The organism is Flavobacterium yafengii (genome assembly GCF_030010375.1).
Taxonomy (GTDB): Bacteria; Bacteroidota; Bacteroidia; order Flavobacteriales; family Flavobacteriaceae; genus Flavobacterium; species Flavobacterium yafengii.
This window is the reverse complement of record NZ_JASCRY010000005.1, coordinates 154,686-168,391: the sequence shown is the minus strand read 5'-3', so window position 1 is coordinate 168,391 and position 13,706 is coordinate 154,686. Positions and strand designations below refer to the sequence as shown.

Annotated in this window: 14 protein-coding genes; 8 read left to right on the top strand and 6 right to left on the bottom strand. The window is 32.4% G+C overall.

Annotation, left to right across the window (positions count from 1 at the left end; all coding sequences use genetic code 11):
* Positions 1 to 55 precede the first annotated feature (55 nt).
* Genes QLS97_RS15390 through QLS97_RS15360 form a run of 7 tightly spaced genes read left to right on the top strand, consistent with a single transcriptional unit; the run spans position 56 to position 5,482 of the window.
* A complete protein-coding gene (locus QLS97_RS15390) occupies positions 56 to 1,186 on the top strand; it encodes an NAD(P)/FAD-dependent oxidoreductase (protein ID WP_282717883.1) in 1,131 nt (376 codons plus the stop codon).
* Positions 1,187 to 1,900 (top strand): methyltransferase domain-containing protein, encoded by a 714-nt coding sequence (locus QLS97_RS15385; protein ID WP_282717882.1) that lies wholly within the window; start codon positions 1,187 to 1,189, stop codon positions 1,898 to 1,900. It begins immediately after the preceding gene.
* A complete protein-coding gene (locus QLS97_RS15380) occupies positions 1,897 to 2,949 on the top strand; it encodes a type III polyketide synthase (protein ID WP_282717881.1) in 1,053 nt (350 codons plus the stop codon). Before QLS97_RS15385 ends, QLS97_RS15380 begins: the two co-directional genes overlap by 4 nt.
* Before the next feature lie 8 nt (positions 2,950 to 2,957).
* Positions 2,958 to 3,392, top strand: a complete 435-nt coding sequence (locus QLS97_RS15375) for a 3-hydroxyacyl-ACP dehydratase FabZ family protein (protein WP_282717880.1) — start codon at positions 2,958 to 2,960, stop codon at positions 3,390 to 3,392.
* The gene (locus QLS97_RS15370) at positions 3,393 to 4,664 is read left to right on the top strand and encodes a beta-ketoacyl-[acyl-carrier-protein] synthase family protein (protein ID WP_282717879.1); all 1,272 of its coding nucleotides are present in this window, start codon (positions 3,393 to 3,395) and stop codon (positions 4,662 to 4,664) included.
* A gap of 51 nt (positions 4,665 to 4,715) precedes the next feature.
* Positions 4,716 to 4,973, top strand: coding sequence for an acyl carrier protein (locus QLS97_RS15365; RefSeq protein WP_282717877.1), 258 nt, complete (start codon positions 4,716 to 4,718; stop codon positions 4,971 to 4,973).
* Positions 4,974 to 4,990: 17 nt separating this feature from the next.
* Positions 4,991 to 5,482, top strand: a complete 492-nt coding sequence (locus QLS97_RS15360; protein WP_282717875.1) for a 4'-phosphopantetheinyl transferase family protein — start codon at positions 4,991 to 4,993, stop codon at positions 5,480 to 5,482.
* A gap of 27 nt (positions 5,483 to 5,509) precedes the next feature.
* Here QLS97_RS15360 and QLS97_RS15355 read toward each other — a convergent pair whose 3' ends face one another.
* Both QLS97_RS15355 and QLS97_RS15350 read right to left on the bottom strand, forming a co-directional pair.
* Positions 5,510 to 6,106 (bottom strand): 3'-5' exonuclease, encoded by a 597-nt coding sequence (locus QLS97_RS15355; protein ID WP_282717873.1) that lies wholly within the window; start codon positions 6,104 to 6,106, stop codon positions 5,510 to 5,512.
* A gap of 2 nt (positions 6,107 to 6,108) precedes the next feature.
* Positions 6,109 to 8,025: a DUF294 nucleotidyltransferase-like domain-containing protein gene (locus QLS97_RS15350; protein WP_282717871.1), complete on the bottom strand. Its 1,917-nt coding sequence runs from the start codon at positions 8,023 to 8,025 to the stop codon at positions 6,109 to 6,111.
* Between the two features lie 184 nt (positions 8,026 to 8,209).
* Between QLS97_RS15350 and QLS97_RS15345 the strand changes: the two genes are divergently transcribed.
* The gene (locus QLS97_RS15345) at positions 8,210 to 8,716 is read left to right on the top strand and encodes a DUF2911 domain-containing protein (protein ID WP_282717869.1); all 507 of its coding nucleotides are present in this window, start codon (positions 8,210 to 8,212) and stop codon (positions 8,714 to 8,716) included.
* Positions 8,717 to 8,929: 213 nt separating this feature from the next.
* Here the strand turns inward: QLS97_RS15345 and fucP are convergent, their stop codons facing one another.
* The 4 genes from fucP to QLS97_RS15325 are packed head-to-tail and all read right to left on the bottom strand — an operon-like array spanning position 8,930 to position 13,488.
* On the bottom strand, positions 8,930 to 10,255 hold the full coding sequence (fucP, locus tag QLS97_RS15340; RefSeq protein WP_282717867.1) for an L-fucose:H+ symporter permease: 1,326 nt from the start codon (positions 10,253 to 10,255) through the stop codon (positions 8,930 to 8,932).
* Positions 10,256 to 10,275: 20 nt separating this feature from the next.
* Entirely contained in the window at positions 10,276 to 11,214 is a 939-nt protein-coding gene (locus QLS97_RS15335) for a carbohydrate kinase family protein (protein WP_282717866.1), read from the bottom strand.
* Between the two features lie 53 nt (positions 11,215 to 11,267).
* Positions 11,268 to 12,122: a sugar phosphate isomerase/epimerase family protein gene (locus QLS97_RS15330; protein WP_282717864.1), complete on the bottom strand. Its 855-nt coding sequence runs from the start codon at positions 12,120 to 12,122 to the stop codon at positions 11,268 to 11,270.
* A gap of 25 nt (positions 12,123 to 12,147) precedes the next feature.
* Positions 12,148 to 13,488 (bottom strand): carbohydrate porin, encoded by a 1,341-nt coding sequence (locus QLS97_RS15325; RefSeq protein ID WP_282717862.1) that lies wholly within the window; start codon positions 13,486 to 13,488, stop codon positions 12,148 to 12,150.
* Positions 13,489 to 13,706 lie beyond the last annotated feature (218 nt).

Sequence of the window (13,706 nt, the reverse complement as noted above, 5' to 3'; positions counted from 1 at the left end):
TTTTTATCATTTGTTATAACAGTAATGTCAAACAAATCCATAAATTTACTTTCGTATGAAAGATAAAGAAGTAATAATTATTGGAGGAGGTTTGGCTGGATTGACTTCCGCTATACATTTATCTAAATTAGGACTTGAAGTAACAGTCATTGAAAAGAATAATTATCCAAAACATAAAGTTTGTGGCGAATATATATCTAATGAGGTTTTACCATATCTCAATTGGTTGGATTTAAACATAGCCAATTTAAAACCTACAAATATCACAAATCTTGAGTTTTCAACAGCAAACGGAAAAACCATTAAAAGTGTTCTGCCTCTTGGCGGTTTTGGAATTAGTCGTTTTACTTTAGACGAATATTTATATAAAAAAGCACTTGAAAACGGATGTAAAATTCTTCAAGACAATGTAGAAAATATACAATTTGAAGACAATCAATTTATAGTTACGACTGCTGATAAAAACATTTTAAAATCGGAAATAGTTATTGGTGCATTTGGAAAACGTTCTAACATTGACCAAAAATTAAATAGAGATTTTATTCAAAAAAAATCTTATTGGTTAGCTGTTAAGGCTCACTATTCGGGAAACTTTCCAAATGATAAAGTTGGTCTACATAATTTCAAAGGAGGATATTGTGGTGTTTCTAAAGTCGAAAAGGATATAATTAATATCTGTTATTTAGCAGATTACGAGACGTTTAAGCAGTTTAAAAATATAGAGGAATATCAAAAAAGTGTAGTTTCAGAAAACCCATATTTGAAAGTAATTTTCGAAAAAAGTAAATTGCTTTTTGAAAAACCTTTAACCATAAGTCAAATATCTTTTGATAAAAAACAAGCTGTAGAAAATCATATTCTAATGATTGGCGATACCGCAGGACTCATTCATCCATTGTGTGGAAACGGAATGGCAATGGCTATTCATAGTGCCAAAATTGTTTCAGAATTAGTAGAGAAATATTATACCAATGAAATTAAATCCAGAAAAGAACTAGAAGAAAAGTACATTCAGGAGTGGAATTTTAATTTCAAGAAAAGACTTAAAATAGGCCGATTGTTAGCGAATCTTTTGCAAAAGCAAAAACTTTCAGCAGTATTGATGCGTATATTAATTATATTTCCATTTTTATTATCAAAAATTATAAAGCATACGCACGGAACTCCCATAACTTTAAATTCATAGATGTTTCTAAACACCAAATTCAGAACCGATAAGATTGAAACTATGGATGATTTTGCCATGGAGGGAGAAATCTTGCGTGATGCACTAGATAAAATTGCTAAAATCAATCAGCTTTTAGGAGGGAACCAGCTAACTTTACAAGGCGTTCAGGATTTGATGGGAAATATTTCAAAATCAAATGAAATTGTAATTGTAGACGTAGGTTGTGGCAATGGTGATATGTTGCGCACTTTAGCCGATTTTGGATTAAAAAACAAACTGAAATTAAAGTTAATAGGCATTGATGCTAATAGTTTTACAATTAGTCATGCGCAAAAATTGTCTGAAAAATATTTCAATATTAGTTATCGTTGTGAAGATATATTTGATTCATCATTTAAGGAATTAAAATACGATATTATACTGTGCACTTTGACGTTACATCATTTCAAAGATGATGAAATTATTTATTTATTAAACCTATTTTATACGAATTCAACTATTGGAATTGTTATTAATGATTTACACCGAAGTGCTATTGCTTATCGATTATTTCAGGCATTATGTTTTGTATTTCGATTGAATGAGATGTCTCGAGAAGATGGATTAACTTCAATTTTAAGAGGTTTTAAAAAAGAAGAGCTGATTCGTTTTTCTGAAAAATTAAGTTTTAAAAACTATAAAATTCATTGGAAATGGGCTTTTCGTTACCAATGGATAATTTCAAAAATATGAGTGTAAAAATAAAAACCGTAACCAAACAGTTACCAAAATATTCTAGAAATACAGATGAAATTATCCCTTTTTTGGATGCTTGGCTTATTGGACAAGACGAGCGTTTCATTAGAAAAGTAAAGAAAATTTTTGAAGGAGCGGCAGTCGATAAACGGTATTCCATTATGGATCCAATTGAAGTGTTTACCAAAACTTCATTTGAGGAAAGAAACGATATTTATGTTCGTGAAGTGATTGATTTAGGCGAAAAAGTATTGGAAAGTGCATTAAAAAAAGCCAATTGGAACCCCGGAGATTTAGATTATATCATAACGGTAAGTTGCACTGGAATCATGATTCCGTCACTAGATGCCTATTTGATTAATACACTAAAATTACGTCAGGATATTGTACGACTTCCCGTTACTGAAATGGGTTGCGCCGCCGGAATTTCAGGGATTATTTATGCTAAAAACTTTTTGCAGGCCAATCCTGGAAAACGTGCTGCTGTAATTGCAGTTGAAAGCCCAACGGCGACATTTCAATTGGATGATTTTTCGATGGCAAATATAGTAAGTGCTGCAATTTTTGGCGATGGAGCGGCTTGTGTTTTACTTTCTTCGCATGAAGATGATGACGGACCTGAGATTGTAGCGGAGGAGATGTATCATTTCTATGATAATATTCACATGATGGGTTTTAAACTTACCAATTCTGGTTTGCAAATGGTATTGGATATTGAAGTTCCAGAAACGATTGCGTCTCATTTTCCGGATATTATTCATCCATTTTTAGAAAAAAACAATTTAAAAATGGAGGATATTGATCATTTGATTTTTCATCCCGGTGGAAAGAAAATTGTTCAAACTGTTGAAAGTTTGTTTTCTAATTTGGGCAAAAATATAGATGATACTAAAGAAGTTTTGCGTTTGTATGGAAATATGTCAAGCGCAACAGTTTTATATGTTTTAGAACGAATAATGGACAACCAGCCTAAAAAAGGAGAGAAAGGATTAATGTTGAGTTTTGGTCCGGGTTTTTCAGCACAACGCGTTCTATTACAGTTTTAAATAAGAAAATGAACAACCAAGAAATTATATCAAAATTACCGTATTCTAAGCCATTTTTGTTTGTGGATGAAATTATCCGTATCGATGAAAGTGGGGTGGAAGGCACCTATTTTTTTGATAAAAATCTTGATTTTTACAAAGGACATTTTAAAGATAATCCAGTGACTCCAGGAGTGATTTTAACGGAAGTTATGGCGCAAATTGGATTGGTTTGTTTAGGAATTTTTTTATTGGATGATTCATTTAATAGAAATACTTCAATCGCCTTAACATCAACAGAAATAGAGTTTTTAAAACCTGTCTTTCCTAAAGAAAAAGTGATCGTAATTTCAGAAAAAGTATATTTTAGATTCGGGAAATTGAAATGTAAGGTAAGAATGAAAAATGAAAAAGGAGAAGAGGTTTGTACAGGAATAATTGCAGGAATAGTAATTTCTAAATAAATGAAAAAACGTGTCGTAATTACTGGTCTTGGTGTTGTTGCTCCAAATGGAGTAGGACTTGATACGTTTACTCATGCCATCAAAAACGGAATTTCAGGAATCAAGCACGACGCTGAGTTGGAGCGATTACAGTTTTCTTGTCAAATAGCAGGAAAACCGGAGATTTCTACTGAATTAGCTTTAAAATATTTTTCTGAATTAGAGTTAAAAAACTTCAATTCTACTGGGATTTTATACGGTGTAATTGCAGGGATTGATGCATGGAAAGATGCTGGTTTGTCTTTGGAAATTAATGAAGAACCAGATTGGGACAGCGGAACTATTTTTGGTACAGGAACTTCTGGAATTGATAAATTTCGCGAAAGCATTTATAAAATTGATGATTTTCAAACGAGAAGACTTGGCAGTACAGCCGTAGCTCAAACTATGAATAGTGGCGTGAGTGCCTATCTGGGAGGGAAATTAGGACTCGGAAACCAAGTCTCCACTAATTCCTCAGCATGTACAACCGGAACGGAGAGTATTTTGATGGCTTATGAGCGTATAAAATCAGGACAGGCAAAACGCATTTTAGCTGGAAGTACAAGCGATTCTGGACCTTATATTTGGGGTGGCTTTGATGCTATGAAAGTTTGTACTTTTAAACATAATGAATATCCAGAGCAAGGATCAAGACCAATGTCTGCAAGTGCTTCTGGATTTGTTCCCGGAAGTGGAGCTGGAGCTTTGGTTTTGGAAGATTTAGAAAGCGCATTAAATAGAGGCGCTACAATTTATGCTGAAGTTTTGGGTGGAAATGTAAATTCTGGAGGACAACGCGGTTTAGGAACGATGACTGCGCCAAATCCTATTGCTGTAAAGAAATGCATAACTGATGCCATTGCAAATGCAGGAATTACTGCTAATGATATCGATGCAATCAACGGTCATTTGACAGCAACATCAAAAGATAGTCTTGAAATTCAGAATTGGAGTGAAGCTTTAGGACGAAAAGGAAAAGAATTCCCATACATAAACTCCTTGAAATCAATGGTAGGTCATTGTTTGTCAGGTGCGGGAAGTATAGAAAGTGTGGCTTCGGTATTGCAATTGCGTCACGGATTTGTTTTTCCGAATATCAATTGTGACGATTTACATCCTGAAATTACAGCAATAATTGATGAATCGAGAATAGCACAACAACTGATTGAAAAGGATTTAAATATAATTGCAAAGGCCAGTTTTGGTTTTGGAGATGTGAATGGATGCGTAATTTTCACGAAATATATTTAATCACAAATTCACTAATCTTGAATTCAATACATTAACAAAAAGCAAAAAAACATGAATAAAGAACAAACAATTGAAGAGTTAAAAAATATAGTAAAGCCGTATATTCAAAATCAAGAAGCATTTGATGTCCTCACTGAAAACACTGATTTTATAAATGACTTAAAGATTAATTCTGCTAATTTAGTAGATGTTATTTTAGATATTGAGGAGAAATATGACATTGTAATTGATAATGAAGCTATGGAACGGATGGCTAACGTAAAAGCAGCGATGGAAATTATTGAAACTAAATTGTCAGAGAAAAATTAGTGAATTCCTAGTAAAAAATGATTGGAAACGACATCGTAGATTTGGCTTTAGCCAGAAAAGAAAGCAATTGGAAACGAAGCCGGTTTTTAGATAAAATCTTTACTGTAAAAGAGCAATTACTAATTACTGATGCCGAAAATCCAGAAGTTATGGTTTGGAATTTATGGAGCAGAAAGGAAGCGGCTTACAAAATCTATAATCGGGAAACTGGAATTCGTGGTTTTTTTCCTTTACAATTAGAATGTTTTTACGAAAACGCAACTTTTGGAACTGTATCCATCAAAGGAAAAATTTATTTTACCCAAAGCAAAATCGAAAACGATTCAATTTACACGATTGCTGTTCTCGAAAAAGAATATTTTAAAAAGATTAAAAGTATTAGTCCTGCTGTTGCAATTTTAAAAAAAAATGGAATTCCTTTTATAATTGATTCCTATTCAAAAATAGAAAAACCCGTTTCTATCAGTCATCACGGAAGGTTTTGGGAAGGAATAACTGTACTGGATTAAAAAATTATTACATTTTTGGGAATAATATTATTTTATTCCCAGTCTTGATTTTAATTTCAAAAACAACAAAGCAGTTTTGTAAGCATCTTCCGCAGATGAATTTCGGTCACTTTTAGGAATGTTATACACTGTACAAAGTTCGTCAAGAGAAAATTGTTTATCATTGATATCATGCAATTTTCTATGCATAATATCAACGTCTAAAGCTTCATTTTTTAATCTTCCACAGTCAAGTCTTTCTAATGCTGCATTAATCATTTCAACATCAAAATCAATGTGATGACCAACTAAAACTGAATTACCTATAAATTCTATCAATAATTTTATGGCCTCGGATTCGCCAAGTTTTTTCATTTTACTTTCCACCAAAAATTCATTTGAAAGACCGTTATCATGAAGAAACTTGTATTGTAGTAATACGGCTTCAAAACTATCCCCAATAACAATACTGTCATCGATTACTGCAAAAGAACCGATGGATAAAATAACATCTTTCACGGGATTTAAGCCAGAAGTTTCTGTAGAAAGAACAACAAATCGGTTTGATTTCTTATCAAATTTAGAAAGATAGGTTTTCCAAAATTCTGGATATTCTTTATTAATATTTTTTAACCAGTCTAACATAATTATGAAAATTGAGTAAGTTGAAATTTATTTTTTATTAATTCTTCCAATTCTCTCATAGGAGCTAAAGCATTCTTTAATTTTTCTTTGTCAATTTTTGATAATTCATTCAAATTTATAAATTGACCTGAATTATCATTTTTTAAGCCTTCTAAGGTTCTGAATTTTGATAAAATCAAAAAGGCTTCAGCACAATTAAGGTAAATTTCAGCATGTTTAGGATCAGCAATTGCTAACTGCTTGAATCGCTGAAAGGTGTTGTTGATTCCTCGAATATCAAAACTTAAAGTAAACAAACGTGCACCATCAATCAATGGCATCAAAGCACGTGTTTTTATATCAAATTTATCTTTGTTTAGACCTTCTTCTTCTACAATGAAATTTTTGAAAAAAGTCAATGGTGAATTTTTTCTTAACGCATCATTTCCTAAGAAGTCAAAGAATAGAGTATTGTTTTTTGCATTTTTAAAAACAACATTTCCAATGGCATCTTCGATTCTTTGTTCTCCAAAAGTGATTTCGTAATCAAAGAAAATACTACTTAAATCATTACTGTTTTCACCTGGAGTATTCATCCAGCTATCATATTGTTTTGTCCAATCAGTCAGTGATTTACACCAAAGCATATTGCTTCCCATGTGTCCGTTTGGACATAATTCATAACCAATTTTTTCGAGTGTAGCAGTTGTTCTTTTTCCAAGTTTAAGGAAATAATCTTTTACCTCACGATATTTATCAGCCGAAACGTCTTCAAAAATTAAAATACTGTCTTGATCTGTTAATAATAACTGCTCTTTTCTTCCTTGGCTTCCAATACTTAACCACGCAAAACGGGCAGGAGGTGAGCCTAAATCTAAAATTGATAACTCTACAGAACGTTTAATAATCGCTAAATTAATTTCGCTGGCAATATTAAAAACGTGAGAAAGTGGTATATTTTTAGAAATAGAGGTTTGAATCAAATCTGTTAAACGCTCTCTAATTTGTTTTAATTCCTTAGGATTTTGGGAACGCTTAATCTCTTTAATCAAAACGCCAGGATTATTAGCTTGGGCAGCTATTAAATCATGTTCAGAAATGACTCCTTTTACATCAGATTTATCAGTTCCGTCTAGTGTCACACACAAATGGGTTACGTTATGTTTCAACATCAGTAATTGAGCTTCGGCCAAGGAAACATTCTCAACAACAGTAATTACTGGAGATGACATTATTTTATCTACCGAAACTGTTACAGGAAATCGACCGGTTGCAATTTTGGAACGCATGTCACTGTCAGTCACAATTCCGATAGGAAAATTGTTATCACAAATGATTATATTGTTTTTTAATGTTTCAGTCATTAATTGAGCAACTTCTTGTACAATTGCGGTAATTGTTGCTTTTAATGGTGAAATATTATAAGATAAAGATTGAAAATATTGCATTTCTGATTGCTGATCAGAATAGAAAACATTGTCAGAGATAAGTTTGCCTCTTAAATTTTCTTTGTCATTTGGATTTCGCGTGTTTGTTGCAAAACTCTCTAATAAAAAGTTTAGAACTTCTGAATTATTGACTACAAAAGGACGGAAAGTAGCGATTGGTATGGCATAAACAATGCTTTCTTCTCTTGCTTTAGCCGTCATCATGTAATTATTCTTGGCAAAAAAGGGACGTAATCCAAAAATATCACCTTCATGACACTTATTTAATAAAGTTTCTTCAGCATCTGAAATCACAGATAAATTGATAGTACCTGAAGCAACAACATAAAAACTGTCGTGCAATACATCATTAATTTGGAATAATGTTTTATGTTTTTCTAAATTTACAACTCTAATGCTAGTAGCTATTTCAGATAACTCTTCAAATGTCAAGTGATTAAATGGTGGATATTCCTTTAAAAAATCGGCAATGTGCTCAGCAATTGTATTCATAGTTGGTCAAATAAGTGGTGTATTGTTTGTAAAAATAACAAAATAATAAATTATAATACTGTCAATACAGTAGTAAAACAACTAATTTATAAAGTTCATAATTTTTTCTTAAAATTAAAGGGAATTATGCTAAATTAAATGAAGTTATTTTATTTTTATGAGCTAAACTAAATCATTTTAAATCATGAGATTACTTAAAAAAATACATCTTTTACTTATTGCATTTTTGGTTATAAATTCTTTAAATGCTCAAGAGAAACCTACGAGTACAAAGGAAGTGGTTTCCGGGAAAATAAATGGTGCTACAATTACAATTAATTATGGAAGTCCATCAGTAAGAGATAGAGAAATTTGGGGTAAATTAGTTCCGTTTAATCAAGTTTGGCGCGCTGGTGCAAATGACGCAACAACTTTTGAAATAGACAAAGAGCTTACCGTAGAAGGATCAAAATTACCTGCAGGAAAATATTCTTTCTTCATAATACCAAATGATAAGGAGTGTATTGTTATCTTTAATAAAGAAGCTAAACAATGGGGAGCTTATAAATATAAAGAAAAAGAAGATCAGCTAAGAGTTACAGTAAAGCAAAAAGTTGCTAAATCAAAAGCTGAAAAATTAGTTTATACAATGGATAAAAATACTATTTCTTTAAGTTGGGATAATTGGATTATACCAGTTTCAGTAAAGTAAAATTCTTTTAAATTATAAAACAGCATTGCCAATAGGTAATGCTGTTTTTTATTTTGTTGAATGTATAGTTACAATATAATTATACATTTTATTTTACATAATATAAATTATAGTGCAAATAATAACAATAGAATATTTGAGTTTTTGCACTAATTTCATCATATTTGAAACTATTTTAGACGAGTTATCTATCAATACAAAAATATCTAAAACTTAAATTTCCTTAGATACTTTAAGCGTACTATATCCATAGTACGCAACTACAACCAAACAAATTAAAGGTAAAATAAAAGAAAAATTAACTTCAGGAATAAAGCCAAATAATTTAATATCAGCAAAACCAGAACCGCCTAAATCCAAAATACTTCCTTGCATAACCGGCATCAATGCGCCACCAACGATAGCCATGACTAAACCTGCAGACCCAATTTTTGCTTCGTCTCCCATATCTTTTAGAGCAATTCCATAGATAGTTGGAAACATAATCGACATGAAAATAGAAATACAAATCAGCGAAATTAATCCAGGCATTCCTTGTAATACAATAGCTCCAGCAGCACATAATACACCTCCAATACCAAAAACCATTAATATTTTTGAAGGATTTATGGTCTTCATTAAACCAGTTCCAATCCATCGGCCCAATAAAAATAAAATCATAGCAACTATGTTGTAATATGTGGCCGTCAATTCTAATCCGAATGTTTTGTTAATGTTGTCAACATATTGAAAAATAAAAGTCCAACACATAATTTGTGCACCAACATAGAAAGCCTGCGCAATAACTCCATGTTTGTAATTTTTATTGGCAAATAACTTTTTAAATGATTCTGATACAGACATTTTATCTTCTTGTGCCGTTTTAGGCATTTTTGTTAAAATAATAATGATTAAAATTACTAATACAAAAATTCCTAATCCAATGTACGGGATGCTAATTACATCTAAATCATTTCCTCTAATACTTGCTAATTCACTTGAAGTTAAAGCTTTGTAGGCTTCCTGCGAATAATCATCTGATTTTATTTCTTTAATAACTAAAAACTGAGCCATGACCAATCCGGTTATTGCTCCAATTGGGTTAAAAGCCTGCGCTAAATTCAAACGTTGTGTTGCGGTTTCTTTATTGCCTAGGAATAAAATCAAAGGATTTGAAGTGGTTTCAAGAAACGCTAAACCACAAGTAATTACCCATAATGAAACAAGGAAAAAAGTATAACTTTGGTAATGTGCTGCTGGATAGAATAAAAAAGCACCTGTCGCATACAATAAAAGTCCTACTATTATTCCTGATTTATAGCTGTATTTTCTAATGAATAATGCAGCTGGTAATGCCATAAAAAAATAGCCGAAATAAAAAGCAAATTGTACTAATGAGGCTTGTGTATTTGAAAGCTCCGGCATCACTTTTTTGAAAGTTGAAACCATCGGAGTTGTTAAATCATTGGCAATTCCCCACAGCGCAAATAATATGGTTATTATTATAAATTGAAAAGCGAATTCCTTACTGACTACAGGGGTTTTTTTGAATTGGTTCATTGTTTGGTTTGTTTAATTTGTTAATTAAGAATAGCTGCGGATTCTTTGGTTTTACAATCTGTTTGTTCAAAACCACATAAAAAATCATCTATTTCCGATTGAGAAATGACAGGGTTTGCTCCTTCGTTTTGAGCGACAATTGCGCCAACAGCACTGGCAAAATTAATGGCGTATTGAGGATCTTCTCCATTGAGTAACATTATGATTAATGAAGCTAAAAAAGAATCTCCGGAACCCACAGTATCAACAACATTAACTTTGAATCCACAATTATGATAAAAAGTATCATTACAATATAAAACTGCTCCATGAGATCCTAAAGTAACACAGACCATATCAGTGTTGGTTTCCTTTGCAATGAATTTAATATTTTGCTCCAATGACTTTTTATTCGAATTTAAATCTTCGCAAATTTCATTTAACTCATCATCATTAAACTTAATGAAATCAGCTGCTTGCAATAAATCCAAAACATTTTTCTTGGTATAATGCGGAACTCTTAAATTCACATCAAATATTTTATATTTTGCAACAGCTAAAAGTTGTTCCAATGTATTTCTTGAAACTGAATCTCTTGAAGATAAACTTCCATAGACAAAAAAATCTGCTTTTTCAACAATTGAAATATTTTCGTTTGAAGTTTCAATTTTGTCCCATGCTGAAGGATAATTAATATCATACGAAGCATTTCCTTTTTCGTTCAAAATAACGTTCACCAAACCTGTGGGATACTTATCCTTTACTTGAACGGCCTCGGTATTAATCCCTGAAACATTCAAATATTTTATTAATTCTTTTCCATTGGCATCGTTCCCTACTCCACTGATAACAGAAACCTTTCCTCCTAGCGAATTTAATCTTGAAGCTACATTTAGCGGAGCACCACCAATTTTTTTGTGTTCCAGAAAAACATCAAAAAGGATTTCTCCAAAACAAACACCGTTTAATTTCTTTTTCATTTTTTTGCAATTTTTAAAAAAAAGCATTAAGTAATTACTTTTTTTAGGTTTAATTATATTTGATTCGTATACCATTTATCGACCATTTCCCTCATAAATTCAAGGCTGCCTTTGGCAAGATCTTCCGAGTTATATTTTGAAGGTCTCCATAAGGAAGTTGGGCCAACTAATGCTGTGATTTCTGAAGAAAAATTCTCTAGAACAAGTGGACCTTGGTAGTTAATTGCTGCCAAAGCTTTGAAAAAATCATCCCAATGAACGTTACCTTCTCCAGTCATACCGCGATCACTCTCCGTTATATGCACATGTTTTAATCTGTTTCCTGCACGAATAATGGGGTCATAGAAATTTCGTTCTTCAATATTCATGTGAAAAGTATCCAGATGTAATCCTATATTAGGTTTGTCAATTGACTCAATCATATCTAAAACTTCATCTGCTGCTGTAAATACATAACTTTCATACCGATTAATAGGTTCTGGAGCAATAATGATATTACGTTTGTTTGCGTAATCAGCAATTTCGATAAATACTTGTTGAATGATTATTTTCTCCTCTTTTGTACAAGGATTTCCAGTAAATGTTCCAATAGCAGAATGCAACACACCTCCCAGAAAATCACCGTCCATTTCGGCTACTTTGTCAAGAGCTGATTTTATAAGCGAGGTTGCTTGTTCCGGATATAAAGGAATGTGACAGTTTGCGGGTAAATTCAACGTACAATGACCTGAAATGCGGTTTTCGTCAAGTAATTTTTTTGTTTTTTTAGCATCGAAATCCAATGAAGCCGGTAAAATAATTTCAAGCATATCAAAACCATATTCTGCGGTTTTTTCTATTGCAAAACGACCTCCTTCGGCACTCCATCCGGGGATAAATGATAAAATTGTTGTTCCAAAAATTGGCATATCTATATAATTTTAAATTTATTTATTAAAATAACCACCATTCAGTTTTTACTCCAATAAAAGAGCCCCAACGTTTTTGGTTTACTTGTAAAAAAGGTGAATAGTTATTATTGCGAGCGTAATCGTTGTAGTGCGCCAATGTGCAAACAAGACGAATGTGAGGACGACTCCAAGGATCTTTTTTTCCTAATGGCACAATGGTAGGAACAAAAGAAAATTTCCACATATTGGCTTCTGGATTATCACCGTCTTTTCGTACCGCATAATGCACTTCTTCGATTAAGTGCAACCACTTCGTTACATAATAGAAACTTCTGAAACCAACTACGAAATCTATTTTTTGATTGTACAATTGATTCCCATTGAAATACTCGTCCGTATTTGTACTTGCAGAACCGCCTTTGCTTTTTGTGAAAATGCCATATCCGTTTATGCTGAATTTTTGCGAGAGGTTTAGCAGAAAATGTTCTACCATAGTAAAGGAATATGCATTGCTATATTTTCCTTCAGAATCTGGGGCTCCGTAAGTTGCCCAAGTAAAAGTATTTCCGTTATCGCCTCCATTTGCAATTCCGGAGCCATATCGTACCGAAAACTGATTGAATGAACCTGGTAAAGCAGTTTTGAACGGTTTGTTGTATTTAATTCCTGCTACCCAGCCGTTATCCGAAGGATAATTTTTAGATGCATTTTTTGAATTGGCAGAAACATAATGAAATTCACCCAAAAGTTTAACCACATTATCATTTTTCAAATGAATGCTGTGTTCACCAATCCAAACCATGCGTTGGCGAATGGCAGGATTTGTCGCACCGTCAATAGTAACTTCATAATTGTAAGGATAGACATTTGTTGAATCAGCAGAAGCGGGCATCAGCATGGTTAGTTCGGTGTTTTTATGGCTTACGCCAAAACCTTGCGCAGAATGATCATCAAAATAAAAATAATCGCTGATGTGAATGTCATCATAGCGACAAAAACGAGATCCTGCCCACGCAGACCACTTACTACCCATGATATTTCTGGCTTCAATGTATGCTTCAGGAAGGATAAAAGTCAACCCATTATTGGATCGGGAACTCACATTCCCCACAAATTGTCCATTAGCAGAATACATTCCTAAACGCATTTGGAAAGTTACGTTTGTGTTGTCTTTACCGTCAATTTTTGGAGTAAAGTGTATAGCAGGTAATATATCGATATAGTCGGTTTGTTCTAAACGACCTCCTAATGAACCTTGACCGGAAAGATTTAACGGTTTCCACATATTTCCTTCCCCATTTGGAGAAAGCCCAACGCCGATACGTCCTGTAGTTCCCAATGAAAAATTTGAATTAGTTATAACTACCTGTGAATATATTGGCATGAATAGTATTAAAAATAAGAATATAAAAAGTGCTTTTTGCATGTAGGTTAGTCTTAAAAATTTTGGCTATAAAATAGTTGGTTAATATTCTAAAAGGAGGTTTAACTGCTAGTAGATTTATTAAATAATTTGCGTAAAGTTTGAGTTTGTGATTATCATTATCGTTTTTAATTATTAAGCGTCATTTTGAATATTATTTTTCAAATGTATTATATTTT